Origin of the sequence: Streptomyces sp. NPDC051217 (assembly GCF_044455465.1) — a bacterium.
Lineage (GTDB): Bacteria > Actinomycetota > Actinomycetes > Streptomycetales > Streptomycetaceae > Streptomyces.
Map to the genome: position 1 here is coordinate 41,932 of NZ_JBITEV010000009.1, position 24,583 is coordinate 66,514.

Annotated in this window: 16 protein-coding genes and 1 pseudogene; 11 read left to right on the forward strand and 6 right to left on the reverse strand. The window is 71.9% G+C overall.

Annotation, left to right across the window (positions count from 1 at the left end):
- Positions 1-35 precede the first annotated feature (35 nt).
- The 6 genes from ACIBBB_RS20850 to ACIBBB_RS20875 all read left to right on the forward strand — a co-directional run bounded on the left by ACIBBB_RS20850 (position 36) and on the right by ACIBBB_RS20875 (position 10,229).
- On the forward strand, positions 36-1,511 hold the full coding sequence (locus ACIBBB_RS20850) for a 4-hydroxyphenylacetate 3-hydroxylase family protein (RefSeq protein WP_398984029.1): 1,476 nt from the start codon (positions 36-38) through the stop codon (positions 1,509-1,511).
- The gene (locus ACIBBB_RS20855) at positions 1,508-3,286 is read left to right on the forward strand and encodes an MFS transporter (RefSeq protein ID WP_398984031.1); all 1,779 of its coding nucleotides are present in this window, start codon (positions 1,508-1,510) and stop codon (positions 3,284-3,286) included. Before ACIBBB_RS20850 ends, ACIBBB_RS20855 begins: the two co-directional genes overlap by 4 nt.
- A gap of 194 nt (positions 3,287-3,480) precedes the next feature.
- The gene (locus ACIBBB_RS20860; RefSeq protein ID WP_398984033.1) at positions 3,481-4,695 is read left to right on the forward strand and encodes a monodechloroaminopyrrolnitrin synthase PrnB family protein; all 1,215 of its coding nucleotides are present in this window, start codon (positions 3,481-3,483) and stop codon (positions 4,693-4,695) included.
- A complete protein-coding gene (locus ACIBBB_RS20865) occupies positions 4,692-5,978 on the forward strand; it encodes a flavin-dependent oxidoreductase (protein ID WP_398984035.1) in 1,287 nt (428 codons plus the stop codon). Before ACIBBB_RS20860 ends, ACIBBB_RS20865 begins: the two co-directional genes overlap by 4 nt.
- 211 nt (positions 5,979-6,189) lie before the next feature.
- A complete protein-coding gene (gene glgP / locus ACIBBB_RS20870; RefSeq protein WP_398984037.1) occupies positions 6,190-8,790 on the forward strand; it encodes an alpha-glucan family phosphorylase in 2,601 nt (866 codons plus the stop codon).
- A gap of 197 nt (positions 8,791-8,987) precedes the next feature.
- Positions 8,988-10,229 (forward strand): alginate lyase family protein, encoded by a 1,242-nt coding sequence (locus ACIBBB_RS20875; protein WP_398984039.1) that lies wholly within the window; start codon positions 8,988-8,990, stop codon positions 10,227-10,229.
- Positions 10,230-10,281: 52 nt separating this feature from the next.
- On the opposite strand, the gene ACIBBB_RS20880 is transcribed toward ACIBBB_RS20875, so the two are convergent.
- The 4 genes from ACIBBB_RS20880 to ACIBBB_RS20895 all read right to left on the reverse strand — a co-directional run bounded on the left by ACIBBB_RS20880 (position 10,282) and on the right by ACIBBB_RS20895 (position 15,335).
- Positions 10,282-11,739, reverse strand: a complete 1,458-nt coding sequence (locus tag ACIBBB_RS20880; protein ID WP_398984041.1) for a helix-turn-helix domain-containing protein — start codon at positions 11,737-11,739, stop codon at positions 10,282-10,284.
- Positions 11,740-12,541: 802 nt separating this feature from the next.
- Positions 12,542-14,557 carry a M4 family metallopeptidase gene (locus ACIBBB_RS20885; protein ID WP_398984043.1) on the reverse strand — a complete coding sequence of 672 codons (2,016 nt, stop codon included), beginning with the start codon at positions 14,555-14,557 and terminating at the stop codon, positions 12,542-12,544.
- Between the two features lie 231 nt (positions 14,558-14,788).
- Positions 14,789-15,013 (reverse strand): hypothetical protein, encoded by a 225-nt coding sequence (locus ACIBBB_RS20890; protein WP_398984045.1) that lies wholly within the window; start codon positions 15,011-15,013, stop codon positions 14,789-14,791.
- Positions 15,014-15,035: 22 nt separating this feature from the next.
- Positions 15,036-15,335, reverse strand: coding sequence for a hypothetical protein (locus ACIBBB_RS20895; RefSeq protein ID WP_398984047.1), 300 nt, complete (start codon positions 15,333-15,335; stop codon positions 15,036-15,038).
- Between the two features lie 184 nt (positions 15,336-15,519).
- Here ACIBBB_RS20895 and ACIBBB_RS20900 point away from each other — a divergent pair, with 184 nt between their 5' ends.
- Positions 15,520-16,848, forward strand: coding sequence for a cytochrome P450 (locus ACIBBB_RS20900; RefSeq protein ID WP_398984049.1), 1,329 nt, complete (start codon positions 15,520-15,522; stop codon positions 16,846-16,848).
- 29 nt (positions 16,849-16,877) lie between these two features.
- Here ACIBBB_RS20900 and ACIBBB_RS20905 read toward each other — a convergent pair whose 3' ends face one another.
- Together ACIBBB_RS20905 and ACIBBB_RS20910 are read right to left on the reverse strand one after the other, a co-directional pair.
- Complete coding sequence (locus ACIBBB_RS20905; RefSeq protein ID WP_398984051.1) at positions 16,878-18,830, reverse strand: ABC transporter ATP-binding protein; 1,953 nt, start codon at positions 18,828-18,830, stop codon at positions 16,878-16,880.
- Complete coding sequence (locus ACIBBB_RS20910; protein ID WP_398984053.1) at positions 18,827-20,698, reverse strand: ABC transporter ATP-binding protein; 1,872 nt, start codon at positions 20,696-20,698, stop codon at positions 18,827-18,829. Before ACIBBB_RS20910 ends, ACIBBB_RS20905 begins: the two co-directional genes overlap by 4 nt.
- Positions 20,699-20,833: 135 nt before the next feature.
- Here ACIBBB_RS20910 and ACIBBB_RS20915 point away from each other — a divergent pair, with 135 nt between their 5' ends.
- From ACIBBB_RS20915 to ACIBBB_RS20930, 4 genes and pseudogenes are all read left to right on the forward strand, one after another.
- Positions 20,834-21,796: an ABC transporter ATP-binding protein gene (locus ACIBBB_RS20915; protein ID WP_398984055.1), complete on the forward strand. Its 963-nt coding sequence runs from the start codon at positions 20,834-20,836 to the stop codon at positions 21,794-21,796.
- A gap of 1 nt (position 21,797) precedes the next feature.
- On the forward strand, positions 21,798-22,541 hold the full coding sequence (locus ACIBBB_RS20920; protein WP_398984057.1) for an ABC transporter permease: 744 nt from the start codon (positions 21,798-21,800) through the stop codon (positions 22,539-22,541).
- A gap of 127 nt (positions 22,542-22,668) precedes the next feature.
- Positions 22,669-23,978, forward strand: a pseudogene (locus tag ACIBBB_RS20925) (sensor histidine kinase).
- Positions 23,941-24,579, forward strand: a complete 639-nt coding sequence (locus tag ACIBBB_RS20930) for a response regulator (protein WP_398984059.1) — start codon at positions 23,941-23,943, stop codon at positions 24,577-24,579. The pseudogene ACIBBB_RS20925 and the gene ACIBBB_RS20930 overlap by 38 nt, the downstream one beginning before the upstream one ends.
- The last annotated feature ends 4 nt before the right edge of the window (positions 24,580-24,583 follow it).

Consider the following 24,583-nt stretch of genomic DNA (forward strand, 5'->3'; position numbering starts at 1 on the left):
CGCATGATTTGGTTTGATCCGTATGAGGAGAAGGTGTGACCAGATCGGGTCAGGAGTATCTGGAGTCGTTGCGCGACGGCCGTTCGGTGTGGCTGGACGGCGAGCGGGTCCAGGACGTCACACGGCATCCCGCGTTCCGTAACACCGCGGGATCCATCGCCCGGCTCTACGACCTGGCACACGACTCCGCGCATACGCCGGTGCTCACCCGGGACGGGGCGCACCGGGCGTTCGCGGTGCCGCGCGGCTACGCGGACCTGGTGGCGCGGCGGCAGGCGTACAAGGTCTGGGCCGAGGCGAGCTTCGGCTTCCTGGGGCGTACGCCGGACTACATGGCGGGCGGCGCCGCCGGATTCGCCGCGGCGCCGGGGGTGTTCACCACCGAGGGCTTCGACGGCGCGGCGAACGCGCTCGCGTACCACCGGCGGCTCGCCGAGGGCGATCTGTATCCGACCTTCACCATCACCAACCCGCAGGCGGCGCCGACCCCGTTCGACGCCGCGGGCGGCACGGCGGCGGACGACCCCGTGGTGCGGGTCGTCGCCGAGAAGGACGGCGGGATCGTCGTGAGCGGCGCGAAGATGATCGGCACGGCGGCCGTCTTCGGCAACGAGGTCGTGGTCGGGACGATCGAACCCCTCGCGCCGCGGGACGTGGACCGCGCGGTCTGCTTCTCGATACCCGTGGACACGCCGGGCCTCACCTTCATCTCCCGCGTCTCCTACGAGGGGCGGGCACGCAGCGTCTTCGACAACCCGCTGTCGTCGCGGTTCGACGAGAACGACGCGCTGCTCGTCTGCGACGAGGTGTTCGTGCCGTGGGAGTCCGTGCTCACCTACCGGAACGTCGACGCGAGCTTCGGGATGTGGTGGCGGACACCGGCGTACGTGAACTTCGTCCACCAGGCGGCGACGCGCTTCTGGACCAAGCTCGAATTCCTCGCCGGGCTGGCGATCCTGCTGACGAGATCCAACGGCACGTACGAACTGCCGCCCGTCACCCAGGCGATCGGCCGGCTGCTGGGCAAGGTCGCCCAGGCGAAGGCGTTCGTGCTGGCCGCCGAGGCGTCGTACGAGGAGGTCGACGGCGGGCGCGGCGGGGTGATGCCCGGCAAGGACATCTCGTACGCGCAGCGCATCATGGCGGGCGAGCTGTACCCGGCTGCCGTCCAGGAGATCAAACTCCTCGCGGGCGGCGGGGTGATCCAACTGCCCGCGTCCGGCGAGGACTTGCTCCATCCGGAGCTGGGCCCGCTGGTGGGCCGCTATCTGCGGGCGCCGGGCCAGTCGTCCGAGGAGCGGGTCAAACTGCTCAAACTGGCCTGGGACGCGCTGGGTTCGGAGTTCGCCTCCCGCCACGAACAGTACGAACGTTTCTACCACGGCGCGCCGCACGTCTATCTGATGCAGCAGGCCTGGGAGGGCGACACGGCGTCCTGCGAGAGGCTCGCCCAGGCCTGCCTCGACGGCTACGCGCTCGGCGGTGAGCCCGAGGGAACGGATTCCCGGTGAGCGGCACACGGGGGAACGAGCGGCCGGGCGCGGCGAAGCCGCCGACGCCGTCGGGCGGCGACCCCGAGGCGGGGCCCGGCGGTCCGGGGCCAGGCTTCGCGGACTCGGCCGGCCGTGGCGGTCCCGCCCAGGCGGCCGAAGGCTCCGGCCCGGTCGGTTTGTCGTCGGCCGGTGGTCGGGCGGAGTCGCCCGGTGCCGTCGAGGCCGAAGGCCGCGGCACATCCGGTCCGGTCGGGGTCGACAGCCCCGGCCCCGCCGGTCCACCATCTCCCGGCGTCCCGGGGTTTCGCGCCCCCGGCCCCGTGGCGCCGGGATCGCCGCAGCGTGGGGGGCGGAGCCCCAAGGCCGCCCTCGCTCTGCTCGCGTCCACGCAGTTGCTGCTCATCATGGACACCGCGATCATCAACGTCGCCCTGCCGTCCGTCGGTGACGACCTCGGATCCGGGTCGGCCGGGCTGTCCTGGGTCGCCAACGCTTTTCTGATCACCTTCGGCGGGCTGCTGCTCCTCGGCGGGCGTGCCGCCGATCTGCTCGGGCACCGGCGGGTGTTCCTCGGTGGGCTCGGGGTGCTCGGCGTGGCCTCCGCCGTCGGCGGGGCGGCAGGGACCGTGGAGGTGCTCGTCGGGGCCCGCGCCGTCCAGGGCGCCGGGGCCGCGTTCGCCGCCGCCGCCGCGCTCGCCCTGGTGCTGAACCTCTTCCCCGACGGCCCCGACCGGCACAAGGCCCTCGGTGCCTTCGCCGCGATGGGCGGCCTCGGCGGCGTACTGGGCACCGTCCTCGGAGGCGTACTCACCGACCTGCTCGGCTGGCGCTCCACCCTCTGGCTCAACGTCATCGGCGCACTCGTCCTCGCCGTCCTCGCGCCGCGCCTCCTCGACGGCAGCACCCGCAGCGCCGAACGCGGTTTCGACATCGGCGGCGCGCTCACCGCGACCGCCGGTCTCGGACTCGTCGCGTACGGCCTCGTCGGCGCCGGTGAGGCCGGCTGGACCAGCGCGCGGACACTGGGCGCGTTCGCCGGCGGGGTCGTACTCCTCGCGGCGTTCGCGGCCCTGGAGAAACGAATCGCCCGCCCGCTCGTGCCGCCCGCCGTCCTCCGGCGCCCCACCCTGCGGCTCGCCAACTGCCTCAGCGCACTGGCCCAGATGGCGCTCTTCCCGATGTTCTTCCTGGTCAGCCTCTACCTCCAGAGCGTCCTCGACCAGACCCCCCTCCACGGCGGGCTCGGCCTGCTGCCGCTCTCCCTCGTCGTCGTCGCCACCGCCCCCCGGACCGGGCAGCTCATCGACCGTCTCGGCCTGCGTGCCACGATGTCCCTCGGATTCACCCTGCTCTTCCTCGGCACGCTCTGGCTGGCGCTCGCGCTCGCCGCCGAGGGCACCGTCGTCTCCACCGTCCTCGCGCCCAGCCTCGTGCTGGGTGTCGCGCTGCCGCTCGTCATGGTCACCACCAACGTCGCCGCGACCGCCGACGCGGCGCCGGGCGAGACCGGGCTGGCCTCCGGACTCATCAACACCAGCCAGCAGTTCGGCTCCGTACTCGGCCTCGCCGTGCTCGTCGCGGTCGCCACCGCCCGTACCGACGCGCTCGGCGCGACCGGCGCCGCCGACGAGACCGCGGGCTTCAAGGCCGCGCTCCTCGTGGGCGCGGTCTTCGCCGCATCGGCCGCGCTGCTCTCCTTCCGGCTGCGGCTTCCCGCGCCCGTGTCCGCGCCCGTGTCCGCGCCCGTGTCCGCGCTCCCGCACCAGGACCGGGTCGGCGGCGCCCCGGAGTAGACCCAGGAGGAGGAGCGAGTGCGCAGGCGGGGCGGGGCCCGGTCGACGGTCCAAGGGGGGATCGCCGCGGCGGGGCGAAGGAGCAGTCGGCCGGTCGGGCCGCGCGAGGGAGCGCGACCGTGGCCGCGACGGCATGACGCCGCCCGTCCCGTGTCCCACCACCCACCCGACCCACGCCCGAGGGGGGCACTTCCATGACGTTGTACGACCTTGTCGCGCCCGCGATCGAGGCGCGCACCGAGCCGCGCTACCGGATAGCCGGCATACGCGCGGCCGATCCGCTGGGCGCCGACGCGATACTCGCCGCCGTACCCGCGATGAACCGGGACGCCGACGTCCCCGCGCTGACCGTCGCCCTGCGCACGCTCGTCCCCGATCCCGACCGCACCGCCTCGCTGGGCGTGGTCGACGCGCTCGCCGCCGTACGCGACCTCGGTCTGCTCCTCGGCTCGCTCAAGCGGCACGGGGTCGAACCGCTCGCCGCCGTCCCGGACGCCCTGCCGGTACTCCAGGAGCTGGCCCTCCGCACCGACATGGTGCCCCGCGACACCGTGCACCACTACACGACGTGGAACCCGCTCGGGGACCGCCAGCGGATGTACACCGGCGACAAGATGGAGGGGTACCTCCAGAACGCCGTACGGATGGTCTTCCCCGCGCTCGTCGCGGCGCTCGACACCTGCGCGGAGCTGGCGGGACTCGAACCGTACGATCCGTGCTTCGCCGCCGCGCTCGACCGTACGGCGCAGCACGTCCAGGCCATGGTCGACTCCATCGACTTCACCGTCGCGCAGGTCACGCCCGACTTCTTCGCACGCGGGCTGCGCCCGTACTTCGAGGAGGTCGACATCGACGGCCACGACTATCTGGGCCCGGCGGCGGCGCAGGTGCCGCTCTGGCTGGTCGATCTGACGCTGTGGCAGAGCGACCGGAGCAGTCCGGAGTACGACGCGTTCCTCGACGAGTCGGTGCGCTACAGCCTGCCGTCGTGGCGGGCCTTCCACACGGCGCACCGGGGCTCGACCTCCGCCGTCAGCAAGCTGTCCGCCGCGATCAGCTGGGAGTCGACGCCGCGGCTGCCGCCGGGGCTGGCCGCGTCGGCGGTGTCGCTGGCGCGGGTGCTGCGCATCCTCAAGACGTTCCGGGCCAGACATATCGGCATGGCGCGCAAGGCGTACAGCGACGACCTGCGGCTGTACGACGAGGGCAGCGGGGGCGCGCCGATCGCGCTGCTGCGGACGGTGCTGGATCTGACACGGGACAACGAGACGCTGGTGCGGCAGGCGAACGTGGGCGCGCACGCGCCGCGAACGACGCCCGGGGCCGCCGTGCCCGTGCCCACGGTCTCCGCGTCCGTGTCGGCGTCCGCCGCCGGGCCGGCCCTTCGCGAGAAGAGATTCACGGCATGACCCACATCCTGATCGCGGGCGGCGGAATCGCGGGCCTCACCGCGGCGCTCTCCCTGCACGCCGCCGGTTTCGAACGGATCACCGTCGTCGAGGCCGCCCGGGAGATCCAGCCGCTCGGTGCCGGGCTGAACATCATGCCCAACGCCGTACGCGAACTCGACGCGCTCGGGCTGCTCGGCCGACTGGACGAGTGCGCCGTACGCACCGGTGAACTGCGCTACTACCACCGCGGCGGCGGGCTGATCTCCCGCGAACCGCGCGGTCTGGCGGCCGGCTATCTGTGGCCGCAGCTGTCCATCCACCGGGGCGACCTGCAACGGGTGCTCGCCGACGCGGTACGGGACCGGCTCGGCGGCGACGCGGTGGTCGCCGGGGTCCGGGTCGCGGGCCTGGAGACCTCGCCGGACGGCCGCCCGCGTGTGCTGCTCACGCACCGCGAGGGGCGCGGCGCGGGAGGTGCGTCCCTGGAGCCGGATGTGCTGATCGGCGCGGATGGCGTCCGTTCGGCGGTGCGGGCCGCGCTGAACCCCGGGGAGGGCGAGCCGCCGTGGAACGGCATGCTCGTCTGGCGCGGTGTCTCGCGGGTCCCCGCGCACCGTGCGGGCACGTTCATGTTCATCGCGGGGGACGACCGGCAGAAGGCGGTGGTCTACCCGATGACCCACGCGAGCGGCCCGGACCGGCGCGTACTGGTCAACTGGGCGCTGGCGATGCCCGCGACGGACATCGCCGGGGCGGGGCGCGGCGACTGGAACCGGCCGGTGCCGGTCGCGAAGTTCGCGCGCCACTACGCGGGCTGGGGGTTCGACGGCGTCAGCGTCCCCGAGATACTGGCCGCGGCGGACCGCGCCTTCGAGTACCCGATGGTGGACCGCGAGCCCCTCGCGCGCTGGACCCACGGCCGTACGACCCTGATCGGCGACGCGGCCCACGCGATGTACCCGATCGGTTCGAACGGCGCGACGCAGTCGATCGTCGACGCGCGTGCGCTGGCGCACGCCATGGCGACGCACCCCGACCGCGCGGAGGCTCTGACGGCGTACGAGACGGACCGCCGCCCCGCGATGACGGAGCTGCAACTCGCCAACCGCCGACAGGGCCCGGAGGTGGTCATCACCCTGGCCCACACCCGCGCCCCGGACGGCTTCACGGACATCGCGGACGTGATCAGCCCGTCGGAACTGGCGGAGATAGCGGCGCGGTACGCCACGACGGGCGCGTTCGACCCGGCCACGGTGAACGCGGGCTCCCCGTACGAGATCCCACAACCGGCCCGGAGCTGAGGGGCCGCCGGCGGCGTGCCCCACCGGGCCGCCCGGGACCGTGCGGCGCCGCACCCCCCGGCCGGAGGCCGACCCGCGCAGCCGGATGGGGGTGTGTGCGCTCGTGCGCCGTCGATGGGGTGGGGGGTCGGGGGATACCGTCGGAGTGATGGCGGGGTGCACAGCGTGGTGTGGTCCGTCGGTCCGGATGTCCCCTGCGAAGGTGGAACACGTGAAGGCAATCCGTCGATTCACCGTGCGCCCCGTCCTGCCCGAACCTCTGCGACCACTCAGCGACCTCGCGCGAAATCTGCGCTGGTCCTGGCATTCCGAGACCCGTGAACTCTTCGAGGCCGTCGATCCCGACGGCTGGGCCGCCGCCGGGCGTGATCCCGTGCGGCTGCTCGGGGCCGTGTCCGCCACGCGGCTGGCGGAGCTGGCCGGCGACCGGCCGTTCCTCGGCCGGCTGGCCACCGTCGCCGGCGGACTCGACGAGTATCTGCGCGGCAGCCGCTGGTATCAGGAACAGCGAGGCCAGGGCGCCGAGCTGCCCGAGGCCGTCGCCTACTTCTCGCCCGAATTCGGCGTCACCGCCGCCCTGCCCCAGTACTCCGGCGGCCTCGGCATCCTCGCCGGAGACCATCTCAAGGCCGCCAGCGACCTCGGCGTACCGCTCATCGGTGTCGGGCTGCTCTACCGGCACGGCTATTTCCGCCAGTCCCTCTCACGTGACGGCTGGCAGCAGGAACACTATCCCGTCCTCGATCCGAACGAGCTGCCGCTCAGCCTCCTGCGGGAGGAGGACGGCAGGCCCAGCCGGGTCGCGCTCACGCTGCCCGGCGGCCGGTCGCTGCGCGCGTGCGTCTGGCAGGCGCGCGTCGGCCGCGTACCGCTGCTGCTGCTCGACTCGGACATAGAGGACAACGGCCCGAACGAACGCGAGGTGACCGACCGTCTGTACGGCGGCGGCAGCGAGCACCGGCTCCTCCAGGAGATGCTGCTCGGCATCGGCGGCGTCCGCGCCGTCCGCGCGTACTGCCGTATCTCCGGCCACCCCGAGCCCGAGGTCTTCCACACCAACGAGGGCCACGCGGGCTTCCAGGGCCTCGAACGCATCCGTGAACTCAAGCACACGGGGCTCGGTTTCGACACCGCGCTGGAGGCCGTCCGGGGCGGCACCGTGTTCACCACCCACACCCCCGTGCCCGCAGGGATCGACCGGTTCGACCGCGAACTCGTCGCCCGCCACTTCGGCGACGACGGCGAACTGGCCGGCGTCTCCACCGATCAGGTGCTGCGCCTCGGCAGGGAGAGCTTCCCCGGCGGCGAGCCGAACCTCTTCAACATGGCCGCCATGGGCCTGCGGCTCGCCCAGCGCGCCAACGGCGTCTCCACCCTGCACGGCGCCGTCAGCCGGCAGATGTTCGCCGGGCTCTGGCCGGGCTTCGACCCGCAGGACGTACCGATCACCTCGGTGACCAACGGCGTCCACGCGCCGACCTGGGTCGCACCCGAGATCGCCGCGCTCGGCGGTGAGATCACCGACGTTCCGGACGCCGACCTGTGGGCCGTACGCCGCACCCTGCGCGAGCGGTTGGTGCACGAGGTACGGGACCGGCTGCGCGCCTCCTGGCACCAGCGCGGCGCGGCCGACGCCGAACTGGGCTGGATCGACGGGGTCCTCGACCCCGACGTCCTGACCATCGGCTTCGCCCGGCGCGTCCCCTCGTACAAACGCCTCACGCTGATGCTCCGCGACCGCGAACGGCTGACGGACCTGCTGCTCAACCCCGAGCGGCCGATCCAGATCGTCGTCGCGGGCAAGGCGCACCCGGCGGACGACGGCGGCAAGCGGCTCGTGCAGGAACTGGTGAAGTTCGCCGACGACCCGCGCGTACGCCACCGCATCGTCTTCCTGCCCGACTACGGGATGGCGATGGCGCAGCGGCTCTATCCGGGCTGCGACGTCTGGCTGAACAACCCGCTGCGCCCGCTGGAGGCGTGCGGCACCAGCGGGATGAAGGCCGCGCTCAACGGGTGCCTCAACCTGTCGGTGCTGGACGGCTGGTGGGACGAGTGGTTCGAGCCGGACTTCGGCTGGGCCATCCCGACGGCCGACGGTTCGGCGGCCGACGAGGACCGGCGCGACACGCTGGAGGCGAACGCCCTCTACGCGCTGATCGAGGACCGCGTCGCGCCCCGCTTCTACGACCGTACGGACCCGGGCGCCGCGAGCGGCCCCGCGGCCGCACCCGCGCTGCCCGGCCGCTGGATCGAGATGGTCCGCCGCACCATGACCAGCCTCGGCCCGAAGCTGCTCGCGGACCGCATGGTGCGCGAGTACGTGGAGCGGTTGTACGCCCCGGCCGCCCACGCCCACCGGGAGCTGGACGCCGCCACGGCAGGGGAGTTGGCCGACTGGAAGAGCCAGGTCAGGGCGGCCTGGCCGGGCGTGGCCGTCGACCATGTGGAGGCCGTCTCGGCGACCACGGCGGGCGGCAGCGCGGAGCTGGGCTCGACCCTCGCCCTGAAGGTGCGCGTCACCCTCGGCCGACTCGTCCCCGACGACGTGGAGGTACAGGCCGTCGCGGGCCGGGTGGGCGCCGACGACACGATCGCCGACGCGCAGATCTTCCCGCTCAAACCGGCGGGCGGGCCCGACCAGGCGGGCCGCTGGGTGTACGAGGGGCCGCTGGCTCTGGACCGTACGGGGCCGTTCGGTTACACCGTCCGGATCCTGCCCACGCATCCGATGCTCGGAGCCGCCGATCTCGGCCTGGTCGCGCTGCCGACCGAGGCGACGGGGGAGGGCGCGGGCGTACTGATGCGCTGAGGACCGCACTCCCGGGGCCCGGCGGACACCTGTCCGCCGGGCCCTTCGAATCATTGGTCCATACCTTGACGTGTCCATGGGATGGCCTTAAATTCCTCACTCAATACGGATTCACAACTCCGCTCGTTGTTCATGTCAGTGAACAGCTCGTGTGGAGAGTGGAGTTGAGGAACACCCCCCGACCGGAAGGCACCCCCATGCGCCCCGGAGTCATCCCCAGAGTCCTCGGCCTGTCCGCCGCGCTCGGCGGCCTGATCGCCGCGGCCTTCATGGCCCCCGCCTCGGCCGGCGAGCAGGCGGCGGACAAACCGCCCGCCGCCGCCAAGACCCTCTCGGCGAAGGCCGTCGCCGCCCCGGCGAATTTCACCCACCCCGGTGTCGGCGTCAGCCGCCCGCAGCTCGACTTCGTCCGCGGCAAGGTGCAGGCGGGCGCCCAGCCGTGGAAGGCCGCGTACGACCAGATGATGGGGAGCAAGTACGCGTCCCTGTCCCGGGTCCCCAAGCCCCGCGCGGTCGTGGAGTGCGGCTCGTACTCCAACCCCAACAACGGCTGCACGGACGAGCGCGAGGACGCGATAGCCGCGTACACCACCGCGCTGGCCTGGTACATCAACCGGGACGACCGCTACGCCAAGAAGTCCATCGAGCTGATGGACGCCTGGTCCAACACGATCCGCGACCACACGAACAGCAACGCGCCGCTCCAGACCGCGTGGGCCGGTTCGTCGTGGCCCAAGGCCGCGGAGATCATCAAGTACACGTACACCAGCTGGCCCAACTCGGGCCGCTTCTCCACGATGCTGCGCAACGTGTACCTGCCGGAGATCATCAACGGCTCGGGCTCCAACGGCAACTGGGAGCTCAGCATGAACGAGGCCGCGATCGGGATCGCGGTCCACCTGGAGGACCGGGGAGCCTACGACAAGACGGTCGGCATCTTCCGCAACCGTGTCCCCGCGTTCATCTATCTGCCCTCCGACGGTGCGCTGCCGAGGACGGTGCCCGGCAGCGGGCTCGACACCCGTGACGAGATCATCGGCTACTGGCACAACCAGTCCACCTTCATGCAGGGTCTCGCCCAGGAGACCTGCCGCGACCTGACCCACACCGGCTACGGCCTCTCCGCCATCTCGCACGTCGCGGAGACCAGCCGCATCCAGGGCCAGGACCTGTACCCGGAGGTCGGCGACCGGCTGCGGCACGCGTTCGGGCTGCACACCAAGTACCAGAACGGCGAGCCCGTCCCCGGCAACCTCTGCGGCGGCAGCCTGAAGGACAACCTCGGACCGATCAGCGAGGTCGCCTTCAACGCGCTGGGCAACCGGCTGGGCAACGCCATGTCCAACACCCAGCAGTACACCGAGCGGATGCGCCCGCAGGGCACCAACAACCTGTTCGTCGCCTGGGAGACGCTGACGCACGCCAACAACCCGGCGTGAGCGCGTAACGCCCAAAACCCGGTGAGAGCCCCGGTGGGACCCTGACGACCCGTCAGGGTCCCATCCATTTCCCGGACTCGTAGTCGTGCCCGTACACCCCGCCGCCCGACGCGCTCGTACGGAACGGCCGTCCGGCGTCATCGATGCGCGCGACGCCCGTACGGTCCCCGGCCGTCCAGCGCACCTCCAGATACCAGTCGCAGTCGCAGCCGTCGGTGCTCGCCTCGACCTTCAGGACGAGCGGTTCGCTCGCCGTCACCTGATAGGGAAGCTTGGGCGCGGGCAGCGGCCCCTCCTCGCTCGCACCGTCGACCGGGCGCACGATCGGCCGCGACGCGTCCAGGTCGACGGTGAACACGGCGGGGGTGATCGCGCCGCCGCAGCCGTTGCTCATCTCGTACGCGTTCCACTTGAGCGGCGCCCGCCGGCCCACCACCCGGACGAACACCTCCTGGACGACGACCGGCCCCGCGCCCGCCGCCGCGTTCAGCGTGGCCTGCGTGATCGACGAGTCGCCGTGCACCGCGCCGAGCGCCGTCGCCCACTGCCGGGCGTCCTGGGAGTTGGGCGGCGGCGGTACGGCGGTGGGAGCGCGGTTGATCAGATACGTATGGGCACAGCCCGACTGCCACTTGTGGCTGTCCGCGGTCCACACCAGCGGCTTGGCCGGGCCCGTCCCGGTCCCGGGCTTCTTCCCGCCCGGCCGGCCGCCGTCCCCTCCGGCGCCGCCCGCCTCGGTCTTTCCGGCGCCGACGGAACCGGACGGTGATGCCTTCGGACCGTCGCCGGACTTCGAGGCGCTCGCCTTCGCGGACGGGGCGCTCGACCGGGCGGACGGTGACGGCGGATCGACGGGTCCGTCCGGGCCGGGATCGGCGAGACGCCGACCGCTCCTGTCGCTCCCCGAGTCGGGCTTCCCGAGGTCGGCCGCGACGATGACGGTGCCGCCGAGGACGGTGACGACGGCGAGCGCGGCACCGACTATCTGACGGCGGCGCAGCCGTGAGGCGCGCGGGCGCGACATGGGCGGGGTCGTCGCGGCGGGGGGTGACGGATCGGGATCGTCGGCGGGGGAGCCGGGGACGGGGTCGAAGTCGTCGGGCGTCGCGACCGGCTCGGCCGTGCCGCCGTCGGCGTGAGGGGCGGGTTCCGGCTCACGGTCCGGTTCCGGCTCACGTACGGGCTCCGGCTCGGCGACCGGGACAGCGACCGTTTCGGCGACGGCGATCCCGTCCCCTTCTTCCTCCGTACGCGCCGAGTGCGCCCGCAGCCACAGGCGGTGCAGCTCCACGCGCTCGGCCGGCGTCGCGCCGACCACCTTGGCCAGCCGCTCCACCGGGGCGTAGTCGACGGGCAGCGCGTGCCCGTGGCAGTAGCGGTGCAGTGTCGAGGCGCCGAGGTGGAGTTGGGTGGCGAGCGAACCGTAACTGCGGTCGGTTCTCTCCTTCAGGGCACGCAGACGCTTCGCGAACTCCGCGGTCTCCGCCGGGATCTTCTCCGAACGGCCCATGTCACGTCCCCCTACCGCCCGCCACGCTGTTCCGCGGTCATTCCAGGCACTTGTCATTTCCCCAGGCCAGAGTACGCGCACGCGTTCCATGCGTTCCGCACTTCACGAGGGTTGTTGCCTACGGATCGATCACCCCCTCAATCTGGGATCACCGGCCGATCAAGCCGGTGTGAACAGCACGACCAGAGCACGACCAGGGGGATCCGTCCAGTGACCACAGGTTGGAAGATGACAAGGCGCACGACCCGCCGCGCACTGACCACGGCGGCGACCGCGACACTCGCCGGCGCTCTCGCGCTGTCGGTGTCCGGCAGTGTCCTGGCCGGTTGGGGAATCTGAGCCAGGCCCCGGTCGCGGCGTTCAGGAAGACCACCACCACGGCGGTGAAAAGCTCCGCCAGGAGCTCACCGCGGGGTGGAGAGCGCGGGCGACGGGGGAAGCGGCGCTCGGGCCGGAGGATTGGTGGCGGTGGAGGGGCGGGGGAGTCGTCGCGGCGTGGTCAGCGACGGCGGTCACCTCACTGCCACATGGACCACGATCCTCCGGTCCGGGAGCCGGGTCGTCCGTGACTCACAGCCGGTGGACGGAGAGCGCGGCGTACTCCTTGACCGGGAGTACGTGCGGGAGATCCACACCGGCAGGTTCCCGGCCCGCCCCTTCGGGCGCGCCTTGGAGTGGGTGGGCCGGGACATCGCACGTGTGCGTCGCCGTACGGAACGACGGAGCCGCCCGGGTCCTTCAGGACCCGGGCGGCCTTCGTCATGTCAGGTGCCGGCGCGGGGAGGCGCGGTCAGCGTGCTGCTCAGGGGAACGTGAGCTTCACGCTGTTGATACGCCCCGTGTCCTGCGACGCGACGTCCTGCACCCGCAGCTTCCAGGCGCCGTTGGCCACCTCCGACGAGGCGTTGACGGTGTACGTCTCCGCGATGTCGTCCGCCGAGTCGCCGCTGCTGGCACTCTTCAGCGGGTAGACCGTCCCGTCCGGGGCGATCAGGTCGACGACCAGGTCACCGCGCCAGGTGTGGGTGATGTCCACGCCGACCGGGAGGGCGGCGGGCGCGTTGCCCGTGCGTCCGGTGACGTTGACGGTCGAGGTGACCGCCGCACCGTTGTCCGGGATCGCGACGGTCCCGCTGCTCTCGAAGACCGTGCCGCCACTGCCGCCGGGGCGGCTGCCGACGCTGATTCCGGCCCACGCGTCGGTGACCGACTTGTACTCGGCGCTCGTCGTGCCGTACAGCTCACCGGCGACCGCGAGCGTGCCGGTACGGGCCGCCGCGTAGTTCGTCGTGGAGGTGAACTTCGTGGTGAGGGCCTTGAACCAGATCTGCTCGGCCTTGTCCCGGCCGATGCCGGTCACCGGCAGTCCGTCGGACGTCGCCGAGTTGTAGCTGACGCCGTTGATGGTCTTGGCGCCGCTGCCCTCCGAGAGGAGGTAGAAGAAGTGATTCGCCGGGCCCGACGAGTAGTGGACGTCGACGCCGCCGATACCCGAGTACCAGAAGTCCTTGGACGCCCCGTCCTTGCTCGGCTTGTCCATGTAGCGCAGCGGGGTGCCGTTGCCGTTGATGTCGATCTTCTCGCCGACCAGGTAGTCGCCCACGTCCTGGGGGTTGGCGGCCTTGAACTCGACGGCCGCGGCGAAGATGTCCGAGGTCGCCTCGTTGAGGCCACCGGACTCACCGCTGTAGATGAGGCCCGCGGTGTTCGAGGTGACGCCGTGCGACATCTCGTGCGCGGCCACGTCGATGGAGGTCAGCGGCTTCGCGTTGCCCGAGCCGTCGCCGTACGTCATGCAGAAGCAGCTGTCCTGCCAGAAGGCGTTGACGTAGTTGTTGCCGTAGTGCACGCGCGAGTACGCGCCGACGCCGTCGCCCCGGATGCCGGAGCGGCCGTGCACGTTCTTGAAGTAGTCCCAGGTGAGCGCCGCACCGAAGTGCGCGTCGGCGCCGGCGGTCTCCGCGTTGGAGGGGGAGCCGTTGCCCCAGATGTCGTCCGGGCCGGAGAAGAGGGTGCCGGTGCCCGAGGAGCCGCGGTTCAGGTTGTACGTCTTGTGGTTGCCCCGGCCCGTGTCGGTCAGGGTGAACGAGGGGGCGGTGCCCAGGGTGACCTGGCCGCTGTACTGGGTGTTGCCCGTGCCCTCGTGGACGGCCTGCCACTCGTAGAGCTTCTCGCCGGTGGCGGCGTCGGTCACGACGTGCAGCTCGTTCGGGGTGCCGCCCTTCTGGACACCGCCCACGACCGTCTCGTACGCGAGGGTCGGCTTGCTGTCCGCGAGCCAGACGACCTTGCGCGGCGCGCGGTCGGCCGCGGCCTTGGTCGAGCCCTCGGCCTTCGCGGCGGACAGCGCCTGCTTCTCGGCGGCGGCGGCCGGTACGTCGGCGTTGGTGTCGACGGACTTGAGGGCCGCCTTGGATGCCTTGGTGACGTCCTGGGTGGCGCCCGCCCTCGTGGTGGCGACGACGAGGTCACCGCCGAGGACGGGGAGGCCGGCGTAGGTGCGCTCGTAGCGGGTGTGCGTGGTGCCGTCCTGGTCCTGGACGACGTCGCGTACGACGAGCTTCTCCTCGGCGCCGAGGCCGAGTTCGCCGGCCGTCGCCGCCTTGGTGGCGTTGGCCTCGCGTATCAGCTCGGCGCGCTGGGCGGGGGAGAGGGCCTTGGGGAGCGCGCCGGGGTCGGCCTTGCCGGCGACCGGTGCCGAGGGGGCGGTGTCGGGGGCCGCGGCGGCGGTGCCGGCCTGGACTCCGACGGCGAGAAGGGCTGTGACAGCGATCAGAGCGCCGGTCGCGGTGATACGACGGCTGGGCGTGGGTCTCACGCGAACTCCTTCTGCGAGGGGGGTACCGGACCACGCTCGGGTGGGCGGCCCGGACAGTGCAGGAGAGCAAGGTGGAGCACGAGCTGCGGAGCGGGTGGTGCTCAGAACGGACGAAGAGTCCCAGGAATCCGGTCTCTCTGTCAGGAGCGCGTCAACAAGTTGGCCGGAAATCGTCCGCTGCGCGAAGTGCCGTGTTCGTTAAGCGAAATCCGCGGTGATGTTGCGGCGGTGTTACGCGGGCGTACGCCGGGCAATCGTGATGATCTCCGGACTCGCGTCGGTCAGCGGGGCGCGGTCCCGGTCGCCGTACCGCTCCTCGCCGACCAGCCCCGCTTCGGCGAGGAAGGCGCCGAGGCGGTCCGCGCCGGGAAACCGCAGGGTGCCGTCGCTGTGCCGCGGGGCGCGCTCCCCGGGAGTGGTGAAGGCGCTTGTGAAGGAGACGATCTCCCCGTCCACGGAATGGACTTGACGGTCATCCTCATCGAGGCGGCGTCGTCGCCGCCCGGCGCCACCACGTTTCGACGGGTGTTTCCGTCGTCCAGGACTCCCACTCGCGGGCCGGCGGATCGCGCGTCTCGAAGCCGAACCGGCCGTCCTCGGTCGGCGCCGCGCGTACGGCCGCCGGGGCGGTGCGCGGCTCGTCGTCACCGAGCGGCACCCGGAACGCTTGCCCGGTCATCACCACGAAGTCGAACTCGCGCCCCCAGGACGTCGATTCGAGATCACCGAGAATCCACTCGCTGTCCAGTTCCCGCCGTCGGCGGGCCTGTCGCGGCATTCCGGCAGCGGGGTCGAGGCCACGGAGCCGTCCCCGGTGCCCGGCTCTTCCGTCCGGCGGCTTCGCGTACTCCGGGTTCCGGCCCTGACCAGGCGGCCTGTCACCGGATGTGCCCGCTCCCGTACAGTCCGTCGCGGCACTGCTCCGTCAGGGCCAGGCACAGCGGTTGACCAGGAGAGGAACCATGGAGCCCGACACCACTCCCGACTCCCTCGCGCACGCACCCGGAACGGCACGACCCGTCCCCGAAGCCGAGCCCGAACTCGTGCGCCGGTGGCGGTCCGGGGGAGGTGAGCTGGTCGAGCTGCTCTCCCAGGTGCGCGAGCGGTTCGGCGGCGTCGCCGCGTTCCGCCTCGGACCCGCCCCGACCGTTCTCGTCACCGACCCGGGAGCCGTACAGCATGTACTCGCCCGCCACCCGGACCGGTACGTCAAGCGCTCCCACCGTGCCCGTCTGCTGATCGGCGACGGAGTCCTCGCCGCCACCGGTGCGGCGTGGAAGTCCCAACGCCGCCTGTTGCAGTCCCAGTTCACCGGCCCCGGCATGCGCCGCTACGAACACCGGATCACCGGGGCCGCCCGGACCACCGCCGTTCGCTGGGACGGATACGCCCGCACAGGGGAGACCTTCGACGTCGGGCGGGAGATGCGCCGCTTCGCCCTGGACGCGATCTGGCGCTCACTCACCGGGCACCCCCTCGACGACGGGACCGAGCGCGAACTGGACGCCGTGGCCGCCGTGGCGACCGCCCTCCCCACCCTGCCCGCCGATGCCACCGACGCCCACGACGCCGTCGCCGCCGATCTCGCCCGCATCGACACGGTCGCCCGGCACGCCGTCGAGGCCGCCCGCGGCGGGGCGGCCGGCCCCGACGGCCCCGGCCTGCTCCACGTGCTGACCGACGCCGCCGCCGAGCGTCCCGAGTACACCGACCGGCTGATCCGCGACGAGATGGTCACGCTGCTCGTGGCCGGGCACGAGACCACCGCCACCACCCTGACCTGGCTCTATCTGCTCCTCGACCGGCACCCCGCCGCCCGCGGACAGGCCCTCGCCGGCGGCGAGGGCTCGGAGCAGCGCCGCCATGCCGTCCAGGCGCTGGTCCACGAGACGCTCCGGCTCTACCCGTCGGCCTGGATCCTGCCCCGCCACGCCACCGAGGACGACACCCTCGCCGGCCACACCGTCGAGGCGGGCACCGACCTCCTGGTCTGCCCGTACCTCACGCACCGCGACCCCGAACTGTGGGCGGACCCCGAGCACTTCGAGCCCCGGCGCTTCACCGCGCCCGACGGCCGGCCCGTCCACCCGGGCGCCTACTTCCCCTTCGGGATCGGTCCCCGCGCCTGCCTCGGTCTGCGATTCGCGCTCCGCGAATCGACGGTCCTCCTCGAACACCTGCTGCCGGTCCACACCTTGGCCTTCTCCGCCACTCCGGCGAAGGCGGTGTACGGCATCACGGTCCGCCCCGACGGCCCCACACCCGCGACCTTGGTGCGACCACCTGCCTGAGGCGAGCCGTGACGGGAACGGCCGGGCGGTCAGGCCAGGCTGTCCCGCCACGCGCGGTGCAGGCCCGCGAACCGGCCCACGCCGCCGATCAGTTCGGCCGGGGAGCCGTCCTCGACGATGCGGCCGTGTTCCATCACGAGCACCCGGTCCGCGATCTCCACCGTCGACAGGCGGTGCGCGATGACCACCGCCGTACGGCCGCCCAGCACCGTGTCCATCGCGCGCTGCACGGCCCGCTCACCGGGGATGTCGAGGGAACTCGTCGCCTCGTCCAGGATCAGCACGGAGGGGTCGGCGAGCAGTGCGCGGGCGAAGGCCACCAGTTGGCGCTGACCTGCCGAGATCCGGCCGCCCCGCTTCCGTACGTCCGTGTCGTACCCCTCCGGCAGACCGCTGACGAAGTCGTGCGCGCCGATGGCCTTCGCGGCGTGCTCGATCTCGTCGCGCGAGGCGTCGGGGCGGCCGATCGCGATGTTCTCGGCGACCGTGCCGGAGAAGAGGAACGCCTCCTGGGTCACCATCACGACGCCGCGCCGCAGTTCGGGTGTGTCCAGGTCCCGCAGGTCGGTGCCGTCGAGCAGGACACGGCCCGCGGTGGGGTCGTAGAACCGGGCCAGCAGCTTGGCCAGCGTCGACTTGCCCGCGCCGGTCGAGCCGACGACGGCGACGGTCTGCCCGGCCGGGATCGTCAAGTCGAAGCGCGGCAGGACCTCGCCGCCCGTACGGTACGAGAAGCTGACCGAGTCGAACACGACCTCCCGGCCCGGGTGCCCGCCCGTCAGCTCCGGCAGCGCGCGCGGGTCCGCCGCCTCCGGCACGGACGGGGTCTGGGCCAGCAGACCGGCGATCTTCTCCAGCGAGGCGGCGGCCGACTGGTAGGAGTTGAGGAACATCCCGAGCCGGTCGATCGGGTCGTACAGCCTCCGCAGGAACAGCACGGACGCGGCCAGGACGCCGAGGGCCAGCGTGCCGTCGGCCACCCGGTAGGCGCCCCACAGCACGATCCCGGCGACGGCGATGTTCGCGACGAGCCGTGAACCCACCACGTAGCGCGCCATTTCGAGGAGCGCGTCGCCGTTGGTGCGCTCGTGGTGATGGTTGAGGGTGTGGAAGTCGGCGTCGTTGGCGCTCTCGCGGCGGAACGCCTGTACGGGACGGATGCCGTTCATCGTCTCCGCGAACTTCACGATGACCGCGGCGATGGCGGTGGAGCGCTTGCCGAAGATGGCACCGGCCCGGCGCTGGTACAGCCGCACCAGCGCGTACAGCGGTACGAAGGAGAGAACGGCCAGTCCGCCGATACCGAGGTCGAGGTAGAGCAGCATCGCCGAGATGTAGACGAAGGCGAGGATGACGCCGATGAGCTCCTGGAGCCCTTCGGCGAGCAGTTCGCGCAGCGACTCGACGTCCGTGGTGGAACGGGAGATGAGCCGCCCGGAGGTGAAGCGCTCGTGGAAGTCCACGCTCAGCGCCTGGGCATGACGGAAGATCCGGCCGCGCAGATCGAGCAGCACGTCCTGGTTCACGCGGGCGGAGGCCCGGATGAAGGCGTACTGGAAGGTCCCGGCCCCGGCGGCACAGAGCAGATAGCCGACGGCGACGGCGATCAGCGGGCCGTTGTCGTCGGCACGGAAGGCGGGCACGCCGCGGTCGATGGCGTACGCGACGAGCAGCGGCCCTGCCTGCACGGCGGCCTGCTGAAGCAGCAGAAACAGCGCGGCGACGACGACTTTCCCCCGCCGGGCGCGCAACAACGACCGCAGCAGCGCGCCGGTGGCCCCGGGGGGAGCGGGCAACGCGTCCTGCGCGAAGGGGTCCCCGTCCAGGGAGGCGGGCCGGTGCCCGTCGGGCCCGTCGGGCTTCCTGACGTCCGGGGCAGGCGCACCGACGGTGACGCTGACGGTGCGGGTGCCGGCGCCGGCGGCGGCGTCCCGCTCCCCGCCCGGCCGGCCCTCGCCCCTGGTTGTCGGCGACGACGTCATCGCATGCTCCCCTCGACGGCTTCCGCCCCCGTGTCGCTTCCGGCTCCGGGCGCGGCTCCGGGCGTCGCTTCGCCCTCCGCGTCCGCTCCCGACATCAGCCACGCGTACTCCGCGTTGCTCCGCAGCAGTTCCTGGTGCGTCCCCACAGCCGTGATCCGTCCGTCCGAGATCAGCGCCACCCGGTCCGCCAGCATCACCGTCGACGGGCGGTGCGCCACGACCAGTGCCGTCGTCTCCTCCAGCACCCGCCGCAGCGCGGCCTCCACCAGCGCCTCCGTGTGGACGTCGAGCGCCGACAGCGGGTCGTCCAGCACCAGGAAGCGCGGTCTGCCCACCACCGCCCGTGCCAGCGCCAGGCGTTGCCGCTGGCCGCCGGAGAGACTGAGACCCTGTTCGCCGACCTCCGTGTGCACCCCCTGCGGCAGATCCCGCACGAAGTCGGCCTGTGCCACGTCCAGCGCCCGCAGCAGCGCCGGGTCGTCGGCGCTCTCCGCGCCCATCCGGACGTTCTCGCCGACCGTCGCCGAGAAGAGCGTCGGCTCCTCGAAGGCCACCGACACCAGCTCCCGCAGCCGCCGCCGCGGTATCAACGTGATGTCCTCGCCGTCGAGCGTGATCCGCCCGCCCGTCACCTCGTGCAGCCGCGGCACCAGCGCGGTCAGCGTCGTCTTCCCGGAGCCCGTCGCGCCGACGAGGGCCATCGTCTCGCCGGACCTGATGTGCAGGTCCACCTCGGCCAGTACGGGTACGGACCCCGCCTTCGCGTCGGGATACCGGAACGACACCCCCTCGAAGCGCAGCCCGTCGGACTCGCCGCCCGCCATCGCGCCCGCCGGCCCCTCCGTGTCCGCCGTCTCCTCCTTGGCGTCCATCACCTCGAAGAACCGCTCCGTCGCGGTCGCCGACTCCTGGCTCATCGCCAGCAGGAAGCCGATCGACTCCACCGGCCAGCGCAGCGCCAGCGCCGTCGACAGGAAGGCGACCAGCGTGCCCGTGGAGAGATGCCCGTCGGCGACCTGGATTGTGCCCAGCACCAGCGCCGCGCCGATCGCCACCTCGGGGATGACCATGATCAGCGCCCAGATGCCCGCCAGCAGCCGGGCCTTGCCCAGCTCCGTACCGCGCAGCCGCTCCGCGAGCGCCCGGAAGGCGAGGGCCTGGCTGCGGTGCCTGCCGAAGCCCTTCACGATCCGTATGCCGAGAACGCTCTCCTCGACCACCGTCGTCAGATCGCCCACCTGGTCCTGCGCCTTCCGCGCGACCAGTGAGTACTTCGCCTCGAAGACCGAACAGAGGACGACCAGCGGCACCACGGGCGCCAGCAGCACCAGTCCCAGCGTCCACTCCTGCATCAGCAGAATCAGGAATCCGACGAGGATCGTCGTTCCGTTCACCAGCAGGAAGGTCAGCGGAAAGGCCAGAAACATCCGCAGCAGCATCAGGTCCGTCGTACCGCGCGACAGCAGCTGGCCCGAGGGCCACCGGTCGTGGAAGGCGATCGGCAGTCTCTGGAGATGCCGGTAGAGATCCGCCCGCATGGCCGCCTCGACCCCCGCCAGCGGCCTCGCCACCAGCCACCGCCGGAAGCCGAAGAGACCGGCCTCGAAGATCCCGAGCAGCAGCAGATACAGCGCGCCGAGCCAGATGCCGCCCTTGTCGCCGTCCGCGATCGGGCCGTCGACCATCCACTTCAGTACGAGGGGGATCACCAGCCCCAGGCACGAGGCCACCACCGCGACGAACGCCGCGCTGAACAGGCGTACGCGTACGGGCCGCACGTACGGCCACAGCCTGAGCAGTGAGCGCACGGCGGAGCGGTTCCGGACGGCGGAGGGGTCCTTGGTAGATACATCTTCGGAGGTCGGCATCAGGAGCGAGCCTACGTATCATCACTGACACTGCCCACCGATTTCCGGCTGACGTCGGCATCATCCGATCGGTTGATATGAGGTCGAGCGCGATGGCCGATGCCGCCCCCGGCCGTACGGAGGCATCCTTCCGGCATGGCGATCATTGAAGTCAGGGGCCTGCGCAAGGCCTACGGGGGAAAGCCCGCGGTCGACGGTGTCGACTTCAGCGTCGAGGAGGGCGAGATCTTCGGGATTCTCGGCCCCAACGGTGCGGGCAAGACGACGACCGTCGAATGCGTCGAGGGACTCAGGGTCCCCGACGCCGGCACGGTCCGGGTGGCGGGACTCGATCCGGTCGGCGACCACAAGAAAGTCACTCAGCTGCTCGGCGCACAGCTCCAGGAGAGCGAACTCCAGGCGAAGCTGACGGTGCGCGAGGCGCTTGAGCTGTACTCCGCGTTCTATCCGAAGCCCGTCGACTGGCGCCCGCTGGCCGGCCGCCTGGGGCTGGAGGAGAAGCTCTCGACGCGCTTCGCGAAGCTCTCCGGCGGCCAGAAACAGCGCCTGTTCATCGCGCTGTCCCTGATCGGCGGCCCGCGCGTGGTCGTACTCGACGAACTGACCACCGGCCTCGACCCGCGCGCCCGCCGCGACACCTGGCGCCTGATCGAGGAGATCAGGGACTCGGGGGTGACGGTGCTGCTGGTCACCCACTTCATGGAGGAGGCCCAGCGGCTCTGCGACCGGATCGCCGTGATCGACCGGGGGAAGGTCGCCGCGCTCGACACCCCGTCCGGGCTGATCGCGCGCTCGACGGCGTCCACCGTCATCTCCTTCACGCCGTCGGAGCCCCTGGGGGACGAGGAACTGGCCGCGCTGCCCAAGACGGCGTCGGTGGAGACGCGGGGCGACCGGATCGTCATCAACGGCACCGACGAGACCGTCAACGCGGTCATCACCCTGCTCGCCCGCCGCCGCGTCACCGCCCACCAGCTCCGGGTCACCGAGGCGACGCTGGACGACGCGTTCCTGGACCTGACCGAGAACGACATCGGTACGACCATCACAGCCGGGCAGCCCGACGAGGCCGCCGCGCAGCCCGAAGAGAGGGTCTGACATGGCCTCCGCCTCCGCCACCGTCCTCAAGACCGAAGCGCGCCTGATGACCCGCGAGCCGGGGGTGCTCTTCTGGATCATCGCCTTCCCGACCCTCCTGATGGTGATTCTCGGGCTGATCCCCGGCTTCGACGACGTCGACCCCGACCTCGGCGGCAGGCGGATCATCGACCTGTACGTCCCCGTCGCCGCCCTGCTCGCCGTGATCATGGCCGGACTCCAGGCCATGCCGCCGATCCTGATCGGCTACCGCGAGCGCGGCATCCTGCGCCGTATGTCCACGACGCCCGTGCGGCCCGCCACCCTGCTCACCTCGCAGATCATCCTGCTCGGCGGCGGCGCGTTCGCCTCGGCCGCGCTGGTGATCGCCGTCGGCGGGATCGCCTTCGGGGTGGAGCTGCCGGGGAACATCGTGGGCTATCTGCTGGCGCTGATCCTCGCGACGGCGGGCGCCCTGGCCATGGGCGGTCTGGTCTGCGCGATCGCCCCGACACAGCGGGCCGGCCAGGCCATCGGCTCGGCCCTGTTCTTCCCGTCGATGTTCACGGCGGGCGTCTGGCTGCCCGTCCAGACGATGCCCGACCTGCTGCGGGACATCGTCAGCTACTCGCCGATGGGCGCCTCGTCCGAGGCCCTGGACGCCGCGATGCGTGGCGGCTGGCCGCACTGGATCGACCTGGCGGTGATGGCCCTGTGGGCGGCCCTGCTGACCGCGGGCGCCGCCCGCTGGTTCCGGTGGGAATGACCACGACGAGCGGGCGGGCGGCGGGTGCGGGCCACGGGGTGTCCGCAGCCGCAGCCGCAGCCGCCGCACGCCGCTCACGCCGCACGCCGCTCCCGGCCCCGGGACGGCGCACACTGTGACGATGGGGATGACGACAGCCGAAGCGGCGCGCCCGACCGTCTCCGTGGAGGAGCGGTGGGAGCAGTTCTACCGGCGCGGCCCGTACGCCCTGCTGGCGCTCTCCACCCTGATCTCGGCACTCAGCGTGGACGCCTTCGGTATGACCCGTGCCGAGAAGTACACCGCCGGGGCCCTGGTCGTGGCCGCCCTCGCCCTCCAGGTGTGGTGGGACCGGATCGGCGACGGTCAGCCGCTGCGCGAACGTGAGCAGACGGCCGCGAGCTGCGCCTACTACGTCATCCGCACCGCCGTCGCCTCCGTGCTGACCTGGATCAACCCACTGTTCGCGATCTACGCCGTCCTCGGCTACTTCGACAGCGGTTATCTCCTCCCGAAACGCGCCGTCCGTCCCGGGCTGCTCGTCAGCTCCGTCACCATGGCCGGCTCGCAGTCGGGCGGGCTGCCGCCCGCCAACACCCTCCAGTGGGTTCTGTCGGCGGGCTCCTGCTGCTCAACGGCTCGCTCACGACGGTCTTCGCCAACCTCGGACTCAGAGAGGCCGAGATCGCGGCCGAGCGCACCGCGACCATCACTGAGCTCGAACAGGCCAACGCCCGTCTCGAACAGGCCCTCGCGGAGAACGCCGGCCTGCACGCCCAGCTTCTCGTCCAGGCCCGGGAGGCGGGTGTCGCCGACGAGCGGCGCAGGCTCGCCGCCGAGATCCACGACACCATCGCCCAGGGGCTGACCGGCATCATCGCCCAGCTCCAGGTGGTCTCCGCCGCCTCCGACCCCGAACGGGCCCGTGAGCATCTGACCCGGGCCGCCGCCCTCGCCCGCCACAGCCTCGGCGAGGCGCGCCGCTCGGTGCACAACCTCGGCCCGGCCGAACTGGACCACGACTCCCTCGCCGAAGCTCTCAAGAAGGCCGTCGCGGACTGGGGCGGGCGGACCGGTGTGGAGGCCCGGTTCACCGTCACCGGCACCGAGGAGGTCCTGCACGACGAGGTCGCCGCCACCCTGCTGCGCATCGCCCAGGAAGCCCTCACGAACACCGCCAAGCACGCGTCCGCCCACCGGGCCGGCGTCACCCTTTCGTACATGGGCGACGAGGTCACCCTCGACGTACGGGACGACGGCCGCGGCTTCGACCCGCTCCTGCCGCGCCCGCGCTCCGGCTCGAACGGTTTCGGACTCGGCGGCATGCGGGCCCGCGCGGAGCGCATCGCCGGCACCGTCACCGTCGAGTCGGAGAAGGACGGCGGCACGGCCGTCTCGGCTCGCGTACCTTTGGTCCGTCATGCAGGAGCGGAGCATCACCCTGATCGTCGTCGATGACCATCCCGTCGTACGGGACGGTCTGCGCGGCATGTTCGAATCAGCCGTCGGCTTCGAGGTGCTGGGCGAGGCGTCCGGCGGCGTCGAGGGCGTCGAGCTGGCCCTCCGGCTGGACCCGGACGTCGTTCTGATGGACCTGCGGATGCCGGACGGCGGCGGCGTCGACGCCATCGCGGCGCTCACCGCGCGCGGCGCCCGCTCCAGGGTCCTCGTCCTCACCACGTACGACACGGACTCCGACACCATCCCCGCGATCGAGGCGGGCGCCACCGGCTATCTCCTCAAGGACGCGCCGCGCGAGGAACTGTTCACGGCGGTACGGGCGGCGGCCGAAGGACGTACCGTCCTCTCGCCCGCGGTCGCGTCCCGGCTGGTCTCCCGCGTCCGTACGCCCGTCGCCCGGAACGAACCGCTCTCGGCGCGCGAGCGCGAGGTCCTCGAACTCGTCGCGCGGGGCACGTCGAACCGGGAGATCGCCGCCGAACTGTTCATCAGTGAGGCGACGGTGAAGACCCATCTCACCCATATCTACGCCAAGCTGGGCGTCAAGGACCGGGCGGCGGCGGTCGCCGTGGGATACGACCGCAAGATCCTCGGCTGACGTG